The sequence below is a fragment of the Fibrobacterota bacterium genome, from assembly GCA_019509785.1.
In the GTDB taxonomy this organism is placed as follows: Bacteria; Fibrobacterota; Fibrobacteria; order UBA11236; family UBA11236; genus Chersky-265.
Map to the genome: position 1 here is coordinate 11,824 of JAEKLQ010000050.1, position 23,705 is coordinate 35,528.

Below are 23,705 nucleotides of genomic sequence, written 5' to 3' on the forward strand. Positions count from 1 at the left end.
CCGGGCCGCCTCAGCGCTTCTTGAGATTGATCCGGATGGGCAGGATGATGAACGGGAGGCCCTGATGGTAGAGCCGCCGTTGCACCGCGAACACGGTATTGTTGTGCAGCAACCGCGAGAACAATGTCTCTTCCGGGAACACCAGCTGCCCCATGAAGAACACCGCCTGCGGGTAGCGTTCCGCGATCTTGCCGGATAGCTCCCCGCTGCCTTCCACCACGTCCGGCGACAGGGTCATGGCGCCTTCGCCGTGCAGCCCGTTGCGGCGCACGAACTCGACGTATTCGTTCAATCCTTCCTGCACGTGGTTGCGGAGATTCTCCACTTCCTCCACGCCCTTGAAGCTGCCGGCGTCGATTACGCCCACCTCGAGGAAGACGAAATTCTTGAAGATGCCGCCGAACATGCGGATGATGGCCAGCAGCGAGTGGAGGCCCAGGCCGTTGAAGCCGTTCACCAGCAGTACCGCCGTCTTGGCCTTGGGATCGAAAGCGGGGGCGCCCAGCGGAGGCAATGCCGACGCGGCGGGGGAGAGCACGGAAGCCTTGGCTTGGGGGAGTTCCTTATCGTCCGCGCCGATCTCCACCACGTTGCCCGCCACCGGCATGCCCGGGGCTTCCTTGGCGCGGGCGATGGCGACCAGGTTGTCCATTTTGGAGAGGACCCGTTGCACGAAGTTGTAATGGCCCTTGATGGCTGCGGCCAATGCGATGAGGAGGCCGGTGATGACGAGGGTAATCCAACCGCCTTGCTTGAACTTGAGCAGGGTGACGGCGACCAGGATGAAGGAGCAGAGGGCGAGGCCGAGGGCGTTCACGGCAAGCTTGCGCCGCCAATGGGCCAGAGTCGTGCGGTTGTTGAGCCAATGCCGCACCATGCCCCATTGCGAGAGCACGAAGGTCACGAATACGGTAATGCTGTAAAGCACCACCAGGTATTTCACCTCGCCGCGGGTGAGCACCAGGGTGACCACCGCCGCGACGCCCATCAGGAAAATCCCGTTCTGGCTTACCAGGCGATCGCTCAGCAGGCTGAAACGCGTGGGGAACCATTTGTCGAGGGCCATGTTGGCCAACACGCGGGGCCCGCCCATGAACCCCGCCTGGGCCGCCGCGAACAGGATCAAGGCTTCCGAGAGCAGGCAGACGGTCGTGAACCACTTCCCCGTGGAGCCCGGCCAAGCGCCCGACATGGCTTCGAAGAGAACGGCGTTCAGGGTTTTCCCGGGAACGTGTTGTACGTGGAAGAGCAGGTAGGAGAGGGTGAGCCCGAAAACCGTGAAGGCAAGGGAGACGGCCATGTAAAGCATGGTGCGCTTCCCCGTTTTCACCCGGGGCTCGCGCAAGATGTTCAGGCCGTTACTGACGGCCTCGATGCCGGTGTAGGTGCCCGCGCCCATGCTGAAGGCTTTCAAGAGCAGGTATATCAGGCCGAATGATCCGAGCTCGGACCGCGAGCGGGCCGCCTGTTGGGCGGTCTCGGCGGCCACCGCCGGGAAGTCGAAGGCGTGCGTGATGAGCGCATAGGCGATGGCGAAGGCATGGGAGATCACGAAGACGAGGAACACGGGCACCAGGGGCGTTACCGTTTCCTTGGCGCCCCGCATGTTCAGGATGGTGAGGCCGACGAGCACGACGATGGCGAACTGCAGTTTGTACGCGGCCCATTCCGGCGGCAGGAAACTGAACACCGCATCGGCGGCGCTGGCAATGGAGATGGTGATGGTGAGGATGTAATCGATGATGAGCGCGCAACCGGAGATCATGCCCGCGGCCGGGGAGATCAGCTTGCTGGCGACCAGATAGCCGCCGCCGCCGCTGGGGAAGACCTCGATGAGTTGGGAATAACTGGCGCTGATCACCATGACGGTGAACGCGGATGCGATGGCGATCAGGATGGCGAGATGGTCATGGCCGTTGAGGGCCAGGAAGGCTTCCTCGGGGCCATAGGCCGAAGAGGATAGCCCATCGGAACCGAGCCCGACCCAGGCGAAGAAAGCCGCCAGGGCGATGCTGTGGAATGCGGTCCGGCTGGTCGGATCGAGGGCGCGGCCGAAGACCGCTTCTTTAAGCCATTTGATCCGGGAGGGAGGGGCACCGTTGGGCATCGAATTCCTTGGCTGGACCGCGAGCCAAAGTAGCAAAGGCAGGGCCGGAATCCGGGTCCGTATCCAAAGAATACTTACCGCCCCGGCGGGGTCGGATGCCGGCGGGACGTAACTTCATTCCGCGTTATCTAGTTTTGCGAACGGATCATCCGCTAAGCCCCGATGAAGGAAACCGTCGCGAGGCCCGATAAAGGATGCGTAAAATGGGTACGGGAAAAGTAAGCAAATCGGTTGGCTATGTCCTGTGCCTTTTCTGCATATCCCCATTGGCCCAGACGCGCATTGACATCAGCGGCAAGGTCACCGATCAGACCGGCAAGGGTCTCGCTGGGGTAACCGTAACGCTCAAGATCAACAAGGCGTCCGCCAACACGGCCGCGGATGGCGCCTACCATCTGGATGGTTCCTCGTCTAACGCCATCCGTCCCGCCAAGCAGGGAACGCCGGTGCTCGCTTTCAACGATCGCATGCTCGAGTTCACCGTGCCCGACGACTACGACGAGGTGCGCATCGCCATCCATGATCTCACGGGCAGATCGATCGCATCGGTCTTGGATTCCAGGCTCGCGAAGGGAAGCTACCGGATCAATCCTTTCGTGGCCGATCTGGAATCGCGCCTCGCCATCCTCAGCGTGAAAATCGGAGCCGAATCCAATAGCATGAAGATGTTCGGGACCGGTGACCGCTCCGTTCCCGCCGGCGTTCCGCATCGCGTGGATCCGCCCGCCTCCGCTTCCCTGCGCAAGCCGGCCGCGGATCCCGCCACTGATACCTTGTCGGTGAGCAAGCCGGGGTGGTCCTCGGACGACCTGACCCTAGACTCCTTGACCGGCACCCACGACTTCCTGCTCGTTCGGCCCGAAATCTTCTGGGGCGATCCCGCCGCCTACCCGGCGGCCACGAACGTCATGACCTATGTCTTCCTCAACCGTACCAACGGCAAGTATACGGATGACCAGGTTTTCTGGAGCTTCGGGAACCAGACGCATTCCGTCGCGGAGCAACCCTTCATCGACATGCCCGCCAACTCCTCCGGCCGCGTGAACTTCCACCTGGAAACCGCCACCGGCAAATATGCGGACTTCATCGAACATACCATCAGCCCCACGGTGTGGAACGGGAACACCACGCGCGTGGACGGGTTCGGGATCCCGATCGCCATCCGACTCATCTGCGGTGACGGCACCGACCAGATGCTGGGCGAGAAGTACGATGTCTTCTATAAGGGCCGCGACGCCTTCTTCAAGGCCTATAAGAACGCGGTGCCCGCCGAGTTCTATCCCACGGCGGAAACCGGCGCGCCTTACCGCATCATCGCCCCCGGCAAGGGCGACGGCGGCTTCAACGTCGGGCAGAAATACGCCGCTTATTACGATGGCTACCTGAAGGAGCTCGGCATCACCGGAGCGACGACCAACCAGGTCTTCGCCTGCGAAGGCACGCCCTTCGGTTCGGACGCGCAGTTAGCCGGGGCGGTGAACCGCCATGTCGCGCACCTTCCCAAGGCGGAATGGCTGAAGGCGGAGAACTTTTACAAGCAGGCTCCCGCGAATTACTACGCGAAGTTTTTCCATGAGCGGAGCTTCCAGAAGAAGGCCTATGGGTTCGCTTACGATGATGCCGCCGGCTATGCCGCCTACGCGTCCTGTTCCAAGCCCAAGTACCTGCTCGTCGCCATCGGTTTTTGAAACCACCCGTCCGTCGTAACGTTTTCCTGGTCGTTTCCTCCGGATTCGCATTCGCGTTCCCCGTAGGGATATTCCCGGTTGCCCCGTTCCGCCGATGGGCGATACAATCCAGGCTAGGAGAAACACATGATCACCCTGCGCCAATACGCCCCTGGGGAAGCCATTATCCGCGAGAAAGAGATCGGGGAGTGTGCTTATATCATCGAGAAAGGCCGCGTGGAGATTACGCGGGAAAAGGAAGGCAAGTCGGCCCATATCGCCTTCCTGGACGCGGGCATGACCTTCGGGGAAATGAGCATGGTGGACGATCTGCCCCGTAGCGCGACGGTTACAGCCGTCGAGGAGACCATGGTGCGGGAAGTCCATCGGGACAACCTCTACGAAAACCTGACCAGCAATCCCGAGACCATGATCAAGCTGCTGAAGGGGATCTTCGAGCGCCTCCGTATCGCCAATACCACCATCGCCCGCTTGAAGGAGGAAATCAAGGCCGCAGGGGGCGAGAAGCCGGCCATCTCCGAGGCGGCGATACCGGAAACCGCCCAGTTCCTATTCCACCGAGGGGCCGGAAAATCCGAGTTCGCCCGCGCCCAGCCGGGAAGCGTGAAATCGGTGCGCATCGAAGGCCTTACGCCCCGCGCCGTCGAGTCCTTAACGGGAAGCCAATCCACCTTCGCGGCCTTGCCCATCAAGGTCGGTCGCAAGACCAACGATCCCATGGTCCACAATCATTTGGAAATCGCCGATCGCGATCCGCTCCAGATCTCCCGGCACCACGTCAGCATCGTCCAGGAGGGCGACAAGGTTGGGGTGCTGGATCGGGGGAGCCACCTGGGGGCCTCGGTGGACGATGAACGCATCGGAGGGAAGAGCGAATCGCCCGGCCCCGTCTTCTTCAAAGGCGACGGGGGAGTCTTGGTGTTGGGGACCGACAAGTCGCCGTATCGCTACAAGGTCAGCATCGAACGCTGATCCGCCCCCAAGGCGGACCCTTCAATTCAACATTCCGTAGTCGCGGTGCCAGTTGGAAACCGGCGCGCCGTGCGGACGCCCCATCTTGAGATTGGTGACGATGCGGGACGTAGAACTGAATTCATGCCGCTCGCATTGGAAGAAATCGAAGGCATAGGTTTGCCCATACGAGAGCCAGTTCAGATCATCGAGATTCAGGATGGAGTTGGTGGAGCTGTGAATGCCTCCCAGATCGATGACGAGTTTATTGTTGATGAAGGTCCAAACGTCATCGTCGCCGGTGAACTCGAATATCAGGCCCGACTGGTACAGGAAGGTGGTATGCATCTCCATGCAGAAGGAGTAATTGTGAGGAGAGGCTATGGGGTCATGCCAGTGCGAGTCGAGAGGGAAGAATTCCTGTTCGCCGCGGAAGGATGTGAGGGGATCGCCGGTAGGCAAGTTGCCCATGCGGCTGAAGACATAGGTGTAAGGCCCTTGGGACGCATCAAGATCAAATTGCAAGGAATCGTAGATCTTCACATTCTTGTAGGTATCCCCGGCGGGGTTCGCCTTGGTCTTATTGCAATCCGTCGCCGTCGAGTATTGGTAATCCAATGGATCGAAGGTCCAGTCCTTGAACCACTTGTTCACGCCGCAACCGTAATTGGCGGAGGGGATATTGCGCACGGGTTTGGGGATATGCGTCCTGCCGAAATAGCCCGCGTCCGCGACGGTGGAATCGGAGAGGGTGGATTGCACCATGTCCTTCTTAACGCCATAAGCATATACCGGCATGTCGAATTCGGGATGCCCGACGGAGGGGAAATCGTGGTAGATGACGGGCAGGTTCGATTGCTTGGGCGGCTGTACGGCTACGCCTTGCAAGGATAGGGACTGCACCAGGTTCTGGCGGTAAGCGGTATCGGTCGGGTGCCCGGGCCGCATGAGGATGGCTTCCGAGGTGATGCGGTAGGCATCCATCCCAATCGGGGCCACGCGGTAACGCACCGGCACGGTCCCCACCAAGGTGCTCGAGTTGTAAACCGGATCGGTCCTGTATTCGCTCAGGTATTGCCCGGTAATGGGCCGTTCGGCGAAGAATTCGGGCCCGTTCCATCCCACCTGCCCTACGGTCCAGCCTCCGCCTTGCTTATGGTAATATTCGAAGTAGTACCGCTTGCCGGCCTCCAGCGAGACGGGCGCTGAAACCCCCGAGCCGGAGGATGGCCAAGCCGTCACCCAACCGGGTTCTATCCTGCAAATCGGTTTGACGCCCAGATGCTTCGGATCATCGTCGGAGCTCAAGTAGAAGTGGGATTCGTCATCCGAACGGGTAATGAAGGTATAGGACCCGGAGAGAGGGGGTATGACCCACCCCGTCCATTTCAGCCCGAAATTGAATTGTTCCAGGCTGGAGCCCAGATAAGGCGAAGAGAGGGTATCGCTGTAAGGCGTCGTCTTCGTCAATTTCTCGAAGTTGGACACGCTGCCTCCCGCGATCCCGGTCCAGATCTCCCCGCGGATACGGCCGGTGCGGGTGGAGTCCACGTATTTGTAGGCCTTCCCGTTGATCAGTTCCTGGGCCAGAAGTGTCACCATGCCGTCGGAGGCCATGAAGGTCCGGATCTTGTTCTTGTAGTTGATGGCCGACATGCGGCCCATTTTCCCGTTGAATAACATTCCGATGGAGATGGCCGTCACCCCCAAAATCAGGAAGATCGTCATAGGAAGAACGAAACCGTTCTCACGGAATTTCCGCATGGCTTGAATCCCCGTCTCCATCTATCCGTTCACGCGGTCAATTCATCGAACCGTAATCGCGATGCCAGTTGGTCACCGGCGCGCCCTGGGGCCGGCCCATCTTGATATTGGTCACGATCCGGCTCGTCGAATTGAATTCATGCCTTTCGCATTGGAAGAAATCGAAGGCATAGGTTTTCCCATAGGTGAGTCCCGTCAAATCATCCAGGCTCACGATGGCGTTGGAAGATGCGTGGACGCCTCCCAAATCGATGATCAGTTTGTTATCGACGTAGGCCCATACGTCGTCATCGCCGGTGAATTCGAATTTGAGGCCCGATTGATGCAAAAAGGTGGTATGCAACTCGGTACAAAAAGAGAAGTTATGCCCTGAGCCCGCCGGATCTTGGCCCCGCCAGTCGAGGGGGAAATACTCGGCCTCGCCTTTAAAGGCCGTATGCGGATCGCCGGTGTTAATATTGCCTTGGCGGCTGTACACGTAGGTGTACGGTCCTTGGCTTTCGTCCAGATCGAATTGCAGCGAATCGTAGATTTTCACGTTCTGATAAGTAGTTCCTGCCGCGTTGAACTTGGTTTTATTGCAATCCGAGGGATTCGTATACGCGTAGTCCCACTGATCGAGGGTCCAGTCCTTGAACCATTTGTTCACGCCGCAGCCATAGTTCGGGGTATTCGCGGCATGGAGGGGTTTGGGGATATGCGCGCGCCCGAAATAGGCCGCGTCCGTGGCGGTGGAGTCGCTCAAGGTCGGCTGCACCATCCCCGTAAAGACTCCGAGGCTGAAGGCGCCCGGCATATCGAATTCGGGATGGATCTTGGATAGGAAATCGTGATGGATGACGCGGAGGAACAGATGCGGCGGGGCCGGGATGGGCGGGCCCTTGAGGGATAGCATTTGCTCCAAGGGAAGGCGGTAGGCCGTATCGCTGGCATTCCCGGGGCGCGTCAGCACCGCCTCGGCGGAGATGCGGAAGGCGTCCAATCCCATGGGCCCCACCCGGAAGCGCACGGGAACCCCGCCCAATTGGACCAAACCATTGTACTCGGGATCGGTCTTGTATTGGCTGAGGTATTGCCCGGATATGGGGCGCTCGGCGAAATATTCCGGGCCGCTCCAGCCCAACTGGCCCACGTCCCAGCCGCCGCCTTGCTTGTGGTAGTATTCGAAATAATACCGAGTCCCAGCGACCAATCCGATGGGGCCGGAAACCGCTTGCCCGGTTGTGGGCCAGCTGACCACCCAGCCCGGTTCGATGCTGCAAATAGGGCTGGCGGAAAGATGGCCCTGTTCCGCGTCGGTGCTGAGGTAGAAGCGGGACTCGTCGTCCGAGCGGGTGATGAAGGTGTAGGCGCCCGTAATCGGAGGCATGAGCCATCCGGTCCATTTCAAGCCGTAATTCGACTGATTCAGATTCGATCCGAGATAGGGGGAGGAAAGGGTGTCGGTGAACGGGGTGGAGGGGATCGCGGCCATGAAATTCGCCACGCTGTTCCCGCCCATCCCCGACCAGATATGGCCCTGGATGCGGCCGGTGCGCGTGGAGTCCACGTATTTATAGGAGTTCCCGTTGATGAGCTCCTGGGCCAGCAAGGTTACCATGCCATCGACGGCCATGAAGGTACGGATCTTGTTCTTGTAATTGATGGTCGACATCCGCCCCATGCGCCCGTTGAAAAGGATGCCTACGGAAATGGCGGTGACCCCCAGCACGAGAAGGATGGTCAGGGGCAATACGAAACCGTTTCCGCGCGGTCCCTTCATAAGCGGTTCCTGAGGATTACGTTCATGGGCAGGGTAATCCTGCGATAGCCGCCTGCCAGCCTGGGGTCGGACATGGCGGTACGCGCCCGCACGGTAATCTGGGCGGAGCGCATGGACTTCCAGAAGGTCGTCGTGGCGCCGGCCGCGTCCTTGAAGACGAAGGCGAGGGAATCGATGCTCTCGGCCAACACCATTTGCGCCCCCGTATTGCCGTCCGGACGCAAGATCAAATCGGTTCCCGAAGCGCCGCCGAGCAGGTATTGGTCCTCCCGGTATCCGTATACGCGATCCCCTACGGAAAGATCCACCGTGGCCGTGATCCGGAGGGTATCCATGCCGGCCGGCATGTCCTTGATCCCTTTCACGTATCCGTTAGCGTTATAGCCCGTATCGATGACCCGTTTGACGATGGTTTTGGCGGGATCGGCGAAGTCGATCAGGACGTTGGCGACGTTGAGCAGGACGTTCCCGGTGCTCTGCCATTGGGTGGCGTCGCTGATAGGGATAGATTGGGAATTCGGGGAATCCGTCCCGACGAACTGGATCGCGTTGCGCGGATTCACGGCCACCGTGGTTATGCCGGCTGTCTGGCTAATCACCGTCCACCCGGTATCGGGAAGCCCCGATCCCGATTGCTGCAGGATCTCGGTAAAGCGGGTCACCACGAAATGGGCGTTCTGATCGCGTTCCTGCATTTGATCCTGCATGCTGTACGCGTGATATGAGTCGCGATAGAATCGCACGATGCCCATGCCGATGATCACGCTGGCCACCATCGCGATCAGCGTTTCGATGAGGGTGAATCCGGGCGCCCCCCGGACCGGATCCCCGCAGCGCGCCCGTTCCCGGGCGGTTTCAGAACCGTTTCGATACATAGGTGGTGACCGTTAGGGAGTCGGGATAGGGCCGGGTCCAGGCCGCGACCAGGTCCATCTTCATGACGTTGTTGACCACGGCGTTGTCCACGGGCGAATAGGCGGGGGAGACCGTGCTGCGGATGGTGATGTAATCGGGAGCCACGGCCGCCACGGTACGGGTGACGGGAGGCCAATTGTGGGTGGTGTCCCGGGCGATGGTGATGCGGGTGTCCTCCAGGAATTTCTCCAGCATCTTGCCTGCGACCAGGATGCGGGAGTTCTCGCCGCTGCCGCGGCTAGAGGAATGCTGCACGCGGGAAAAGAACAGCAGCCCGATGCCCACGACTACGACGGCCGCCAGGACCTCGATCAAGGTCCATCCGCCTTGGCGTTGCGATCTACGTGATTCCGTTTGCGCGCTCAATGTTTGGTCACTTTCACCCGGCCCGTGCTGGCCAGGACGTCCAGGGTATCCTTGAATCCCTTTAACGTCAGCGTCACCTTGGCGCTAACGGTTGCCGATCCATCGCCTCTAAACACCACCTCGGTGGGTAATCCCGCGGGAACCGCGATGGTGATGCTCTGCTTGCGCGGAATCACGAAGGCGGAAAGGTAAAGCTGGTCCGTTCCCGCTACGAAATGGTTATCCGGGGGGTTGGCATCCAGGTAGGCGAAAACGCTATCGTCGAGAAGGCTTCCGGCGGCATGGAATTTAAAAACGACCCCGCAATGGCGATCAGGGCTAGCGACGGCGCGCATGCGGGCGTTCAATAAAAAGTGCTTCATGCCGTCGGCGGCATTCTGGACGCGAATGCGGCGAACGAGACCGCTTAGCGGCTTGGCGGTAATGGCGCTTAGGATCAGGATGACGCATACCGTCATGACCACTTGCATGACGGTATATCCCGCGGAACCAGGAAACAGGCTATTCGCTTTAATCGTCATAGGGTTATCTGATACATCCTTGACCATCGTACCTAACACATCCTTGACTTTCGATCCCGAGCCAACCTTTGCCATTGTACGAACAGGCGGGACCGGCCTGCATCTTTTAAAGCAGCGGATTCCCCGAGAATCGCTAACCGGGCATCAGCGAACAAGGGCCCGATCGCCGATTCGCATCGCCCAGGCTTTAGGAGTTTGGAGGAAACCCCGGAAACGGTCGTTTTTCGGGTATTGAATTCATCGGCATTCCGCGTCATAGTTGGCTCGGCCTGTTCCGTACCCGCATGCGGGATAGGTCGAACGAATGGATCCGTCATGTCATTTTGCAGGAACCTGGCAACCAGCCTGCTCTGCTTAACCGTCTTTGGATGCCTGGACACGAACCCAAACAACTCTTCCGCCCCCATCCAAACGGCGCGCGTTGGTTCTGCTCCGCCTAGCCGTCCCGATTGCATCGACCAGACTTTGCTCATGGTTCTGGACCGGGACGCGTTGTCCCCGGGGCGCAACCGCTTTTCCGAAGCCGATCTCAGCTGTTCCAGGAAACGCGTGGGCAACCGGGCGACCATCGATTGGTTTAGCCGCAATATCGGCCAGGAGGTGACGCTTACTGCCGGAGAGGTCGGTAACGAAGGGTGGTTCGCCTTTTCCTCCGTGCGGATCGCTTGGAAGTCGGCCGGCCCGGATCACGAGGACGGATTGCGCAATTACCTGGATGCCGGGGCGGGCTTGGGCTCCCCCGACAAGTCCGGAAAGAAGGAAACCTTGCTTGATAGGGTATCGGGCCTGGTCCCCTTGCGCGCCACCGGTCTGGCGCGGTTGGAGGGCCGATCGGTCTGCGCCTTGGTGCTTGATGGGGATGTACGTATGTCCTACGCGCCGCCGCTCGGGGATCTCCGCGGGGACTATCTGGGTAAAGCCGCCTTCCTGATCCTTTCCGTCGACGACAAGGCGCGCCGCTCCGGCGGGGAATTGCCGCAGGTGCGGGTTCGCGTGTTGGATGCGGAAGCGGTCTGCGCCGATCCCTTGTCGATGTTCGACGAGGCGCCGCCGACCGTATCCGCCCAAGAACCGCGCGATGCCGAAAGGCCCGCGTGCGTGGTCCAACGCACGCTCTTGAACGAACCCTGGAACGCCATCGATACCGCCCTATGGCGGGCGGATGAAGATGCGGTCGCGGAGGATGGCTTATTCCAAGCCCGCGATGGATCGGGGTCGGCGGCGGCGGACTGGATCCCCAAGTGCCCTTTGGCCCTGGACACCAATACGGTCATCCGCTTTTCCAATCGGATGCGATTACTGGATCCGGTCGCCAATGATTTCACGGAAAGCGGGGCGCTCTTCCTGATCAACGCCGATGCGGACGAGAGCTTCGCCAACTATGCCTTCCTGAACATGGGTTTTACGGGCCAGCCCGGGAAAATCTTCGTGGAGATCTTCGGCTCCAGCGGCGGGCTGGATTTCGACCAGTTCGAGGAAAGTTCCCTCGGCTCCGCCCCCAGTGTCACTTTCACCCTCGACCTGCTGGTTTCCAAGGATGCCTACCGCGTGGTCGTGGGGGATGAGGCCGTGGATACGGTCACGCTGGCATCCCCGTTGCCGGCGGTCTCCCTGTTCGAAGTTGGCGTCCAGCAAATCGGCTTCGGCATGCGCGGGCTGGTTGACCAGACCACGGTTTCCGTGCAATGCAAGAACGCGAAAGAATCGGAGCGCCGTTGCCGGCCCCATTCGAAGCACCAGTTTTGCTGGCGAGAAGGAAGGATCCACTGCAGATCCGGGTCGATAGCCTCCGAAATATTGCGGAAATCGACCCTGGTGCGAAGGCACATCCGCTGCCGCAACGATCTGATCCGGATGGCGAAGGAGAAGTGCGGCCGCATGGCGCATCCCCCGAAGGGATTGGCAATGCTGGCGAAGTTGAAGCCTATGCCGGAGACGGAACCGCGTTAACGCTTGGGCATCACCAGATCGTCCACCACTTCGTGGACGAAAACCTGGCGCGATTTGCCTTTGAGCTGGACGGCCCCCAGGCTTACGGTACGGAAGCGGCCTTTCACCTTCTCCAGCATGCTGTCGGTGATGAGGACCTGGTTGGGCCGGGCGATGCCGCATACGCGCGAGGAGATGTTCACGGTGTCGCCGATGGCGGTGTATTCCATGCGGGTGCTGGTGCCGATGCTGCCCACCACCACATCCCCGGTGTTCACGCCGATGCCGACCTGGAATTCGGGAATGCCCGCGGCTTTCCATTCGGGCAGCTTCTGCTGCAGGCGGTTGCGCATTTGCAGGGCCGTCTTCACCGCGAAATACTCGTGGTCGGCCACCGGCACGGGGGCGTTGAAGAGCACCATCATGCAATCGCCGATGAACTTGTCCAGCGTGCCGCCGTTCGCGAATACGATGCCGCACATTTCGGAGAAGTAGTTGTTGAGCAATTGCGCGACTTCGAGCGGCGCCAGGGATTCGGAGAGCGGGGTGAAGCCGCGGATGTCGGCGAAGAGCACGGTGACCGTGGTCTTTTGCGATTGCAGGTGGAAATCGCTGCTGCCGCGCTCGGCGATGATTTTATCGGCGATGTTGGGCGAACAGAAGCGCTTCAAGTGATCGCGGATCAGCGATTCCGTTTCCAGCTTCTTCGAGAGCTGCAGGTTTTCGATGGCCACGCCCGAGATGCCGGCGATGTTCATGGCCAGATCGAGGTCGTCGCCGTTGAACTTGGCGCCGCGCTTCTTGTTGTCGAGGTACAGGACGCCATACACCTGCCCTTCGGAATGGATGGGGCAGCATAAGGCCGTCTTGATGCGCAACTGGAATATGGAGAGACTCTGATCCTGCTCGCCGCTCTCGTCGCTGTCGAAGATGAAGCCCGACTTCTTCTGGATCACCGTGGAGACCAGGGTGCGGCTGTATAGCTTCTCCTCCAGGTTCTGCTTGCGCACGCCCCGCTCGTACGCCAAGTGCTCGCTGATGGCGTCGTGGTTGGCCGGATCGGTCACCAGTATGTAGCCGGTATCGCAATTCACTGCCTCGAAGAGCAAAGTCATGGTGCGATCCAAAAGGTCGGCTACGCTGTGAACCAACCCGAGGGATTTGATCATCTTGTTGATGACCGCCATGCGCTTTGCGAAGCTGTCCTGGGAGGGATCGGCCGCGGTCCCGCCGATTTTCTTTTCCTCCACGATGTTGAAGTCGAAGCTGGAATTGTTGAGGGACTTGGGCCGCCCTTCCAGGGGGCGCGCGCCGGGAGCGGTCTCCTGCACGCCCCAAAGCGAAGTGCCCGTCTTCATGGTATTGTCCACCGCGGCGCCGGCCTTCAGGCGCAATTCGGTGTTACCAATGAATAGGGTCGCGCCGTCCCGCCACTTGGCCTTGCGCACCCGCTGGTCGTCCAGGTAGATGCCGTTGGTGGAGTTCTGATCGATGATTTCCGCCTCCTGGCCCTGCACCAGGATGATCGCGTGCTTGGAGGATATGCGCGGGTCGGCGATCTCGATATCGCAACCTTTCTCGCGGCCCAAGACGTTGCTGCCCTCTTTCAGAAGAAAGCGATTGCTTGCGAGGTTGGCGGGACTGCTGATGATCTCGATGTAGGGCATCGGTACTTCGGCCAGCCTTTCCGACTCCTATTAAACCATGAGGGCCCGGTCAGGACAAGGGGAGTATCCCGGATACGGGCGCCTCCGCCTTCGTTGGACCGCTAGACCCGCAAAAATAACAATTAGCTGGGTCGTGGCGCGGGGACGAGGTATTCGGCCAGTCCGGATTCGCGGATGACCTTGCGTGCGATGGCTTCGCGGAAAACCTCGACGGGCCCGTATATCCCCGCGAAATGGCGCGCGCGGGTTATCGCGGTATAAAGGGTTTCCTTGAAAAGAAGGCGGTTGCCGCTTTCCGGTAGCACCAATAGGATCTGATCGTATTCCGAACCCTGGGATTTATGGATGGTCATGGCGAATGCGAGCTCGTGCCGCGGCAGGAAGGCGACGGGATGGAATTGGAATCCCTCGCCGCGGCGGAACCAGGCCAAATCGCGACCTGCCATGCGCAAATGCAGACCCACATCGCCATTGAATAGTCCGCGTGCCGGATCATTCTCGGTGATCAGCAATGGCGCGCCCGGGAACGTTTCGCCGGGAGCGCTAGGGCTACTGGACGAGCTTCCGCGGCCCGGAGCGCCGCCGGATTTAGGGCTCGCGCCACCCGGCGGGCCACCGCCCCTAGGCGGGCCGTCTCCCAGTTCTTCCCATCGGCGCCGTAACATCTCCCCGATTTTCCGGTTGAGCGCGACGGAACCATGCCATCCGACGCGGGTGAAAGTGAGGATACGCGCCTGATCCACGTAGGCGAAGGCCTCCCCCAATAGTGGCTGCAAGCGGGCGTCCGCGACATCGGGAAGCGCGCAGAGCGAGGCGATGGCATCGGCGTAGGCGGCGCGGCGCGGGGTTGCCAATTCCCGCCCGGGATGGCGCGCCGGATCAAAGGGGGTGCGCGAGGTAATGGAATCCGATCCAGGATTCAAGAAGAGCATCCAGGCCTCCGCGCCAGGGGTCGTTGCCCCCGCGTAAGGGGGCCGGAGGGATCACGAATCGGCAACCTCCCCCTTGGCAAAGGGTTTTCCCCGCTTCGCGGAATGCGACCGGCCAAGGCGACGACGAAGACGCAGAGGAGGGCGAGGACGATGGCGAGTTCGGGATCGGGAGCGGCGGGGGCATCGTAGCCAATGCGGCCTCCGCATCCATGGCGTTGATTCCCCGGGCAGCCGCCAGGATGCTCGCATCGGAGCGATGACTGCGGTCCAGGATGGCCAGGTGATCCCGCAGCGGATTCCCGGCCGCGCCGGCGGGCGCCAGATCGGCGAGGACCGATCCGGCTTCCACCGAGGGCAATTGATCCATATCCCCCATCAGGACCAGGCAGGCGCCCTCTTCGAGGGCATCCAACAGCCGCGCCAGCAGGAAGATATCCACCATGGAAACTTCGTCCACCAGCACCAGATCCGCGGGCAAGGGACGATGGGCATGATGGAAGTAATCGCCCGTGGCCGGTTGATATCGCAGCAAGGCATGCAGGGTCGAGCAAGGAAGCCGCCCGACGAAATCGTCGGCCTCCGCCTCCGGTCCCTCCGCCGGCCCTAGAAGGGTGCCGAGGCTCCGCTTGATCGATTCGGACAGGCGCTGGGCGGCGCGGCCGGTGGGAGCGGCGAGTCGGATGCGCGGGGGCCGCGGAGTGCGTACGTCCCAAAGCCGGACCCAGGCCCGCAGCAGATTGGCGGCCAGCGAAGTCTTGCCGGTTCCGGGTCCGCCCGAGATCACGGTGAAGCGCTTATGCAAGGCCATAACCATGGCGGCGCGCTGAGCGCCCACGAAAGCCATGGGCGCCGCATCGGCCGCAGGCCCCGATCGTAAGGGCCGCCGCTCCAGCACCGTCTCCAAGGTCCGTTCCGTTTCGGCGGGGGTGAAGGGAAGATCGGGCGCGTCCAGAAGGCGTCTCAGGCGCGCTCCGGCCAGCGCTTCGGCGGCATGATGCCGTTGGAAATACAAGCCATCCCCCGAATGGATCAAGGGCAGGAAGGGCGGCGCGCGCCCGGTGGCCGGATCGATGCGGCCCAGCACGGCATCGTACCTTCCTTCCAGGCGCGAGGCGGTGAAGTCTTCCGCCATGCGCAGGGCCAGCCCGCGGGGTTCCGGGAAGGATGCGGGATCGGGAGCGGCGCCTTCCGCCCGCGCGGCGGCCGAATACAGCGCGCGTAGCCATTCATCCAGGCGCAGTTCCAAACCGCGGCCGGAGATGGGGATGCGCAGGCCTCCCGAACGCACCGCCGCGACCAGGCACGCCAGCACGATGTGGAAGGCGAAATCCTCCTCGCGGCGGGCCTTGGCCGCCAGGGTGCCGATCAGGATGCGATCGATTTCATCCAAGGCCCCGTGCTCCAGGGCGTAGGCCTGCAGCTTTTGCCACGATCCGCCGTTCATGCGGGCTCCGGGAAAAGCGCGGCGGCGTCGATGCGTCCGCCACGGCCTATCTCCGATAGGAGTCCGGCCAATACCCGGGGGTACTCGACGCGCGTCTCGGTTGCGGCCGGCCGCAGGCCGAAGACGCCTTGGCCGGGGGCCTCCGGACCCATGCCGCGCAAGTAGAGATAGAAGACGCCGCCGAAGTGCGTCTCGAAGGCATATCCGGGGACCAGGCCGGAGAGCCATCGATCCACGGCGAGCGCGTAGAGCTTATACTGCACGTCGTAGCGGGCTTCGGACATGCTGCGGGAGAGTTCCGGTTGGCCGTAGCCGGCCAGGTAGTTGGATTTCCAATCCAAAACGTAGTACCTCCCGCGGTGGCGGAAGACCAGATCGATGAATCCCCACAGGTATCCGTCGGGCCCGGCCGATCCGGATCGGGCGGGATAGGGGAAGAGGAATTCCATTTCGGGCCGCCGCTCGCCGACGTCGGCCAGGCGGAAAGCCTCGCCTCCGGCCGGATCCGGCAGGCGCGCGTTCAAGGCGTTCCAGATCAAGGCGGCGACCTCGGGAAGCCAGCGCGGATCCAGGCGATGCTCCAGCATACGCTCTTCGAAAAGATCCCGAACGGCGCCGGGAGCAAGCAGGGCGGATGCGGAAGGCGCCGCGCCTACGGCCGCGAAATCGATCGCTTCCAGGATTTCATGCAGCAAGTTGCCGATTTCCTTGCCGCGGGGGAGAACTTCCCCGGGCATCTCCGCCGCGGCCGTCGAAGCTGCCGCCTCCTCGGGGCCGGTGTCTTCCAGGCCCGCCGGGGCTTCGTCCTTATCGAAGCGGCCTTCGACGTTTTCGGCCGCGAAGCCATGGCTATTGCGGATCAGGAGGGAGTAGGACGCGAGACGCCGGCGGCGGCGCGCGAAATCCTCCCGGGCCAGGGGATCTTCCGATGGGTATCCGGGGAAAAGGCCGGCGGGATCTTGGGTAACATCTATGTTACCCTGGCGGCCGGCGGCGACGGGCCGGGCGACCGAGGGTCGGGCGACCACGGGCCGGGCGAGCGGAGGCCGGGAATAATCCTCGTCCGGGAGCCGGTGGAACAGCTCGGGGCGCGCCACCGCGGCGGTCCGCAGGGCCGCCGCGACGAATCCGCCCAGGGGGCCGGCATCGGAACGTCCCGTGCCCGCGGGCAACAGGGGGGCGAACAACTTATACCGGGCCCGCGTCAGGGCCACGTAAAACAAGCGCCGGTCCTCGCCTTCGGATTCCTCTTTCCAGGCCTTGCGCGCCTCGGGATCATCCTTGTCGAGATGGTAGACGGTGTTCAGCCCCGATCGGTATTTCAGAAAGGTGGGCGGGGGATTGCCCGACCAGGAGGCGAGGAACACCACGGGGAATTCCAGTCCCTTGCTCACGTGCATGGTCATCAAGGTGACCTTCCCACCCTCCGAGGACTCCCGCCGCATGTCCGCCTCTTCTTCGGCCCCCGCCGGCGCCGCGCGCAGATCCCTCAGGCGCTGGACCAGGCCGGGCAGCCCCAGGTTCTCGCGGATGGCTTCCTGCACCAGGTTCTGCCCGATATGGGTCAAGTCCATGATGCCGCGATCGGCGTCCGCCCGGAAGCATTCGCGATAGAGGATGCCGCTCTTGTACAGCAGGGAATGGAAAAGCCGTTGCCAACGCCGGCGCGCGGCCAAGCGTTGCCATTCTTCGAACAGCGGATGGGGGGACGCCGGCGGACGCGCGGGGGGCGGATCGCCTTCGGCGCGGAGGAAGCGGGTCAAGAGGGCGCGCGCATGCTTGCCCGCATCGCTCGGGTCTTCCAGGGATTCCAGCACCGCCAGGTATTGCAGCGCCGCATCGCTCTGGTAGAGGCCCGCGCGCCGCGCGGATTGCGCGGGGATGCCCGCCGCCGCCAGCGTCCGCTCCAGATATTCCTTTTCGCGCGCCTTCCGTACCAGCACGCAGATATCGCCCCAGCCCACCGGGCGTAGAACGCCGGTAGCCTTGTCAGGGATGCGCAGTCGATCCGGATCGGCCATCATCTCCAGGATCTCGGAGGCGATCCATTGCCCCAGGCGCCGGCGGATTTCGCTCCGGCCCGGGGCGTCCACGGAGAAGTCCTTGAGGATGATCGGCTTGCCTTCATGCAGACCGTCCTCGGCCCGTTGCACGGCCAAATTCCCGCTGCGGACCGGGAGGTATCCGAGGGGATCGGGCTCGGAGGCCAGGCGCCAGGCGGCGTCGGCGGGATCGACCGAATGCGCCTGGAACCAGCCCGCATGCAGGAAGGTAGCGTTGCAGGCCGCCACCATGGCGGCGCTGGACCGGAAATTGGTGTCCAGCCCGCGGCCCTGGGCCATGCCCTTCCGGCTCAAGGCGAACATGGCCTTGCGGGCCTCCATATAAGTGTAAACGTCGCCGCCGCGGAAACGGTAGATGGCTTGCTTGGGATCCCCGATGAGGTAAAGGGGATTGGCGCCGCCGCTATCGAGGAAGGCGCGGCGGAAAATCTCCCATTGCAGCGGATCGGTATCCTGGAATTCGTCGACTAGGCAATAGCGGTATTCGCGCCGCAGCAAGGCCACCCGCTCCGGCCCTTCGCGTAAGGCCAGGCATACGTTCTCGATCATGCTGTCGTAGGTGATGCTGCCGTTCTCCTGGAGCCAAGCGCGGAGCCTGGCGCGCAGATCCAGGATCACCTCGCGCCGGGGCGCGAAGGCCAGCGCGCCTTCTTCCGCGAGCGCCTTGGCGGCGGAGGCGCGGATCCGATCGAGGCAGGCCAGGAACGCGGTCAACTCGGGCCAAGGCTCGGGCGCTACTTCGGAAGTCGGCGCCAGGAAGCGGAAGCCTTCCTTCTTTATCCCCGTCAAGCCTATTTCCTCGACTTCGGCCAGCAACCCTTCCGCCAATGCCTGGCGCGTAACGCCTCCGGTCCCGGCCGTCCCGACCATCCCGTCCGCCCGGGCCGCCGCCCGCAATGCCGCCAGCAGGATGCGCGCGCCTTTCTTGCGGGTGGTATCGCTGCGGAAGCGGATGGCGGCGAAGCGCGCGAGGAAAGGATGCCCTTCTTCGCTCCCGGGCCGCAATTCGGATACCTCGCGGGCCGCTTCCGCCAAGGCCTCGCCCATCTCGGCCCGTAGACTGGCGATCCGTTCCGGCGAATACTCCGGCAAAATGACGTCTCCCCGTTCCGGATTGAATTCCTTCGCGATGCCGGTGATGCGCGCCACCCAAGGCCCGCGCCCGCCCAGCCCCAAGGCCTCGGCTTTGCGGCGGAAGGCATCCATGCCATCGTCGCCCCATCCCGCCAGCCAGGTCGAGCGCATCTCTTCGAAAAGCACGAGCTCCAGGGCCTGGGGCACGTTCTTGAGCAATTCCTGCCGGAACAAGCCGCGCGTCTCGAAGGCGTACTTGCGGAGGACCCGCTGGCAGAACCCGTGGATGGTATGGATGGACGCGCGATCGAATTCCAGGTGGGCGCGGCGCAGGCGTTCCCGGGCCCCGGGCGGTAGGCCGCCTTGGGCCAAGCGCGCGGCCAGGCGGGCGCGGATCTTGTCCTTCAGCTCGCCGGCGGCCTTCTCCGTGAAGGTTAGGACCAGGATAGATGGTAATTCTAAATCCGGCGTCTCCAACAGCAGGCGCAAGACGAGATGTTCGATGGCGTAGGTCTTGCCCGTCCCCGCGGAAGCCTCCAGCAATCCCGGTTTAGAGAGATCGAGAGCGGAGATCACTTCGGGACAACCGGCTGCGGCCACGGTGGGCGGGAGATGCGCTTCAGGCATCGGCGCTCCCCGCGGGCGGTCCGCCTTCGGCGTGCGGCCCGCTTGTGGTTTGCGGCCCGCCTGTGGCGTGCGGCCCGCCTGTGGCGTGCGGCCCGCCAGGGGCGGGCTTGAAGTTGAAGAAAGGACCTAGGCGCGCGCGGACCTTGGCTTCCGCGTCGTCCGGCACCTGCGGAGCCAATAGGACCTCGCTATCGGGCGGGACCGACGCGCCCCACTCGGGCTCGTCCTCGTCTTCCAACTCCTCCCGCAAGGCGGCGGCGTAATCGATCCCGTCCAGCAAGCGGTTCTGGGGAGCCAGTACCTTTTTAACCGCGTCGAAGTGGAGCGAGTCGAAACCGGCGCCGGTCAGCATGGCTTCGGCCAATCCGCCCAGCCAGGCTTCCGCCTGTTCCCGATCCATGCGGAAGGGGGCCCAATTGCCCCAGCCATAGCGCTTCTTGTCTTTGAAGATATAGCGGATGGTGAAAGGCGCGGCGGCCAACCAACCGGCGGCTTCGCTATCGGTCAGGAGCGCGGCGGCATAGCCCAGCGCGGCCGGCAGCAAATGCCTTGGCTTAAAGTCCCAGGGCAAGAACACCAAGGCGGAACAGGCCCCATCCGACTCGTTACGGTAGAAGCCGGGCAATTCCCCGTGCAGTTCCAGGTCCAAGCCCGCCGCCCGCAGGCGCGCGGGCGGGAGGCGCTGCATCGGCACGTCCCGCATGCGATGCAGGATGCCGCGCGCGGAGCCGTCCCCCAAAACCAGGTTGGGCAGGCGCTGGAGGATTTTCCCGTCCTTTTCCAGTTCGGCGAAGAAGGCGTCGATGCCGTCCAGGGCCGTTTCCGCCGCTTGCCAAAGGCGCTCCTGATCCAACTCACGGTAAGGCCCGGCGGGCATCAGGCCGCGCAGCCCCAGGTTGGCATAGGCCTGGAGGAACCAGGCACGGCAAGCCGCACGCGAGCCGTCCGGCGAGATCAGGCGGCGGTAGGCCACGCGCCGGATCAGGTCGGTATCCGCCGGCGGCGGGCAGAAGAACGGCTCGTCTTCTTGCTCCATGGGATCCTCGTCGCTGTCGTCGCGGATCAGAAGGCGGCGGCGCAAGGCGTAACGCGCGGGGTTTTCCAGGAAGAGGCGGAAATCATCGAGAGGCAGCGCGGCCGGGCCCGGATCCGATTCCCGGGGGGGAGGCGGTGGCGCGGGCCGCAGATCGCGGGCCGGCGCGCCCTGGGCGGAGGCGAACCAGCGCGGCAGATCCGGTATTTCTTCGCGGCGACGCTCCAGCCAAGCCAGCACCCTGTCCTCGCGGAAAGGATTGGGGGGAGGATCCCAAGGCGCGCGCGCGCCCTCGGCGAACAAGGACGGTTCGCGCGAGAGCAAGGGAACCTGGACCGGGCGGAAGCGGGCCGCGGATCCATCCGGTTCCCCGGCGAGCACGCACTCTTCCAGGTAATCGGCCAACTCGTGCAAGACGGAACACATCTGATAGGTCCGGCCTTGCTGCGCGTCCCGGCAAACGTAGCAGAGGCGCAGCCTGCCCATGGCGCAGAGCAAGGTCTCCAGAAAGAGATAGCGGTTACGGCCCGCGGGATCTACGTCCCCGATGACGCGCCGCGAGCGGCGCAAGTCCAAGGTCGAGGAACCCTCTTCATCGGGGAATTCGCCTTCGCCCAGCCCCAACACGTAGACCAATTTAAATGGTAGCGAACGCAATGATCCGAGCGCGGCGACGTTCACCCCTCCGGCCAGATGCGGTTCGCGCCCGGCCTTGAGCCCTTCCAGGCGCGCGAGGATCAATTCCCGGGGAGCCTGGAAGGCGACCCCCGGCCCTTCCGGGGCGTCCGCCGCCAGCGCATCCGCCTGGTCGAAGGCGCGCAATTCGGTCAAGGTCCGCCGCAGTTCGGTACGCACGTAGGCTTCCAGCGGTTCGTCCTCCGGCGCTTGCAGGTAGCGGTCGAACACGCTTTCGCAGAGATCGATCCAGATGGACCAGGGGCGCTGGGCGGGATCGCGGAAGGGGGAGAGGTCGCGGTGCAAGCCTTGCACCATGGCCAGGAAACGGGACAGCAATTCGCGGTCGGGGCTATTGCCGTCGGCGAAGGGGACGATGGATTCGAAGTGGCGGGGATCGTCTTCGGCGGGCGACTCCATGATGGTGCCCAGCACGAGGCGATCGAGGCCATGGGCCCACGTATGCAGCGGATCCGAGGAGTAGCCGCGCTGGCGTTTGTCCTCCCCGTCGTAGGCATGGAAGATGTTGAGGCGCGAAGTCCATGCGCTCCAGGCCTGCAAGGCAGCCGCGTCCGAACCCGGGCCATCCTTGAAGCAGGGATTGGCCGCCAGGGCGAACATTTCCTTGCGGCTGAAGCGGCCCAGGGCCAGGTCGAACATTTGCCGGACGGCGCGGGCATAGTCGCTCTCCGAGGCCGCCGAAGTGTCCGCCAGGTTGAAGGGCACGTGGCCGGGATCGCCCTCGGCGGTGCGGCCGAAGACGGCGGAAAGGACGTAACGGTATTTCTCCATGTCCGGGACAAGCACGGCGATGTCGTCGGGGCGGAGATCGGGATCCCGCCGCAAGGCCTCCAGGATGCCCTGTTGCACCGTCTCCGCTTCGCGATGGATTTCGGGGCAAGCGAGGATCTGGATGGAATCGTCCTGGGATACGCGTTCCTCGTCGGGCAGGCGCCCGCGCCGATTCAGGACCGCGTCCTGTACGGCGCCCAGCATGGTCGGCGCGCCGGATTCCCGGAAGCATTCCGAAAAGGCGTATTGGGTGACCTGGCACCACAACTGGATATTCTCGCGGCCCGGCTTGCCCCAGCGGGAAAGGAGGGGGTTTTCGTTTTCCTCGAGATGGAGCTCTTCGGCCTGGATGGCTTTTTCCGGCAGGCGCAGCTTGGCCTTTTCGGCTTCTTCCAGATCGCGCCAACCCACGAACTTCTTGCGATGGAAAAGGTTCCCCTGCTGGCGCATGCGCTCGCCCGGGGTCAGCACGTCCTCCCAGTATTCGGCGCAGGGGTTGAGGGAGTAGATGTGGAAGCGCGCGTGGCGGCCCCCCAAGGATTCTTCATCTGCCAGGCGCTGGATCAGGGAACGGTGGAAGGGGGAGATCTGGGACAACCCGAAAAGATGGTAGGCCGGCGCGATGCGCCCCGGCTCGGCGGCCTGGCGCGCCTGCGACAGTACCATTTCGGCGTACTGGGGCAAGGTGTAGCGGTATTGGCCCGTGCTTTCCCCGAGCCGGTCCCGCAGGCCTCCCGGGCGGAATAGATCGAAGTAGATGCGCTTTTGCCAGCGTTCCATCGCGGTTACCCGCGCGCGTTCGGCGGCGGGAACGCCCGCCCCCAGGTAGCCCTGGAAGCAATCCTTCCCTTGCATCCACAGCGCCGCCAAGCCTTCGTGGCCATGCTCCCGCACGCGGCCATATTCGTACTCGCGGAAGTAACCCGCCAACTTGCGCGACAATTGGCACAAACGCTGGATGTATAAATCCGTCTCGCCCCGGGCCCGCAGGTCCGCCCGGACGTCCGCGTCCAGGTACGACCGCGCCTCGGCGGGCGGATCGGCGCGGAGCAAGGCCAGGATCAAAAGCTGGATCCCTTGCTCATCCAACAGGCGCGCGGGCTTGCGCCCTTCCGCCACATGCTCCAGATCGAGCTCTTCCAGGCGCTTCCAGAGCATGCGTTCCAATTGCAGGAATTCCACGTTGGCCAGGATGCCGCGCTTTTCGGCCAGGCGCAATTGCACCCAGCGCTTCATGGCCGGGGTGGGCGTGGCGATGCGGGGGGATCGGAAGGGATCCGAAAAATCCAGGTTATCGGAGAGGCGCGCGAGCAGGAGCGCGGGGGAATTGCTGAAGAATAGTTGGGCCGACATTCAAATGGTGGGGCCATCCTTCGCGGACGGCCATCCGGAATA

The 23,705-nt window shown here is 62.9% G+C and carries 14 protein-coding genes; 3 read left to right on the plus strand and 11 right to left on the minus strand.

All coding sequences use genetic code 11. The features are described from left to right. Positions 1-10: 10 nt before the first annotated feature. Positions 11-2,107: an APC family permease gene (locus tag JF616_15105; protein MBW8889080.1), complete on the minus strand. Its 2,097-nt coding sequence runs from the start codon at positions 2,105-2,107 to the stop codon at positions 11-13. Positions 2,108-2,310: 203 nt separating this feature from the next. On the opposite strand from JF616_15105, the gene JF616_15110 reads away from it, so the two are divergent. After that, the gene (locus JF616_15110) at positions 2,311-3,795 is read left to right on the plus strand and encodes a hypothetical protein (protein ID MBW8889081.1); all 1,485 of its coding nucleotides are present in this window, start codon (positions 2,311-2,313) and stop codon (positions 3,793-3,795) included. A 126-nt stretch (positions 3,796-3,921) separates the two neighbouring features. Next, a complete protein-coding gene (locus JF616_15115) occupies positions 3,922-4,767 on the plus strand; it encodes a cyclic nucleotide-binding domain-containing protein (GenBank protein MBW8889082.1) in 846 nt (281 codons plus the stop codon). 21 nt (positions 4,768-4,788) lie between these two features. On the opposite strand, the gene JF616_15120 is transcribed toward JF616_15115, so the two are convergent. From JF616_15120 to JF616_15140, 5 genes are read right to left on the minus strand one after another with little or no spacing between them, the layout of a single operon-like run. Continuing rightward, entirely contained in the window at positions 4,789-6,510 is a 1,722-nt protein-coding gene (locus tag JF616_15120; protein ID MBW8889083.1) for a fibro-slime domain-containing protein, read from the minus strand. A gap of 37 nt (positions 6,511-6,547) precedes the next feature. After that, the gene (locus JF616_15125; GenBank protein ID MBW8889084.1) at positions 6,548-8,272 is read right to left on the minus strand and encodes a fibro-slime domain-containing protein; all 1,725 of its coding nucleotides are present in this window, start codon (positions 8,270-8,272) and stop codon (positions 6,548-6,550) included. Continuing rightward, entirely contained in the window at positions 8,269-9,147 is an 879-nt protein-coding gene (locus JF616_15130) for a hypothetical protein (protein MBW8889085.1), read from the minus strand. Before JF616_15130 ends, JF616_15125 begins: the two co-directional genes overlap by 4 nt. After that, a complete protein-coding gene (locus JF616_15135) occupies positions 9,128-9,502 on the minus strand; it encodes a hypothetical protein (protein ID MBW8889086.1) in 375 nt (124 codons plus the stop codon). Before JF616_15135 ends, JF616_15130 begins: the two co-directional genes overlap by 20 nt. A gap of 47 nt (positions 9,503-9,549) precedes the next feature. Then, positions 9,550-10,074, minus strand: coding sequence for a hypothetical protein (locus tag JF616_15140; protein MBW8889087.1), 525 nt, complete (start codon positions 10,072-10,074; stop codon positions 9,550-9,552). A gap of 315 nt (positions 10,075-10,389) precedes the next feature. On the opposite strand from JF616_15140, the gene JF616_15145 reads away from it, so the two are divergent. Then, a complete protein-coding gene (locus JF616_15145; GenBank protein ID MBW8889088.1) occupies positions 10,390-12,024 on the plus strand; it encodes a hypothetical protein in 1,635 nt (544 codons plus the stop codon). On the opposite strand, the gene JF616_15150 is transcribed toward JF616_15145, so the two are convergent. From JF616_15150 to JF616_15170, 5 genes are all read right to left on the minus strand, one after another. After that, positions 12,021-13,670, minus strand: coding sequence for an FHA domain-containing protein (locus JF616_15150; GenBank protein MBW8889089.1), 1,650 nt, complete (start codon positions 13,668-13,670; stop codon positions 12,021-12,023). The genes JF616_15145 and JF616_15150 overlap by 4 nt on opposite strands. A gap of 122 nt (positions 13,671-13,792) precedes the next feature. Further along, entirely contained in the window at positions 13,793-14,602 is an 810-nt protein-coding gene (locus JF616_15155) for an ATP-binding domain-containing protein (GenBank protein MBW8889090.1), read from the minus strand. Continuing rightward, positions 14,550-16,046, minus strand: a complete 1,497-nt coding sequence (locus JF616_15160; protein ID MBW8889091.1) for an AAA family ATPase — start codon at positions 16,044-16,046, stop codon at positions 14,550-14,552. Before JF616_15160 ends, JF616_15155 begins: the two co-directional genes overlap by 53 nt. Beyond that, complete coding sequence (locus tag JF616_15165; protein MBW8889092.1) at positions 16,043-19,810, minus strand: UvrD-helicase domain-containing protein; 3,768 nt, start codon at positions 19,808-19,810, stop codon at positions 16,043-16,045. The genes JF616_15160 and JF616_15165 overlap by 4 nt, the downstream gene beginning before the upstream one ends. After that, positions 19,803-23,663 (minus strand): exodeoxyribonuclease V subunit gamma, encoded by a 3,861-nt coding sequence (locus tag JF616_15170; GenBank protein MBW8889093.1) that lies wholly within the window; start codon positions 23,661-23,663, stop codon positions 19,803-19,805. The genes JF616_15165 and JF616_15170 overlap by 8 nt, the downstream gene beginning before the upstream one ends. Positions 23,664-23,705 lie beyond the last annotated feature (42 nt).

Coding starts and splice junctions, on each gene's coding strand:
- JF616_15110 (MBW8889081.1), top strand. CDS start 2,311: ATGGGTACGGGAAAAGTAAGCAAATCGGTTGGCTATGTCCTGTGCCTT.
- JF616_15165 (MBW8889092.1), bottom strand. CDS start 19,810: ATGCCTGAAGCGCATCTCCCGCCCACCGTGGCCGCAGCCGGTTGTCCC.
- JF616_15140 (MBW8889087.1), bottom strand. CDS start 10,074: ATGACGATTAAAGCGAATAGCCTGTTTCCTGGTTCCGCGGGATATACC.
- JF616_15150 (MBW8889089.1), bottom strand. CDS start 13,670: ATGCCCTACATCGAGATCATCAGCAGTCCCGCCAACCTCGCAAGCAAT.
- JF616_15170 (MBW8889093.1), bottom strand. CDS start 23,663: ATGTCGGCCCAACTATTCTTCAGCAATTCCCCCGCGCTCCTGCTCGCG.
- JF616_15160 (MBW8889091.1), bottom strand. CDS start 16,046: ATGAACGGCGGATCGTGGCAAAAGCTGCAGGCCTACGCCCTGGAGCAC.
- JF616_15120 (MBW8889083.1), bottom strand. CDS start 6,510: ATGCGGAAATTCCGTGAGAACGGTTTCGTTCTTCCTATGACGATCTTC.
- JF616_15155 (MBW8889090.1), bottom strand. CDS start 14,602: ATGCTCTTCTTGAATCCTGGATCGGATTCCATTACCTCGCGCACCCCC.
- JF616_15130 (MBW8889085.1), bottom strand. CDS start 9,147: ATGTATCGAAACGGTTCTGAAACCGCCCGGGAACGGGCGCGCTGCGGG.
- JF616_15105 (MBW8889080.1), bottom strand. CDS start 2,107: ATGCCCAACGGTGCCCCTCCCTCCCGGATCAAATGGCTTAAAGAAGCG.
- JF616_15125 (MBW8889084.1), bottom strand. CDS start 8,272: ATGAAGGGACCGCGCGGAAACGGTTTCGTATTGCCCCTGACCATCCTT.
- JF616_15115 (MBW8889082.1), top strand. CDS start 3,922: ATGATCACCCTGCGCCAATACGCCCCTGGGGAAGCCATTATCCGCGAG.
- JF616_15145 (MBW8889088.1), top strand. CDS start 10,390: ATGTCATTTTGCAGGAACCTGGCAACCAGCCTGCTCTGCTTAACCGTC.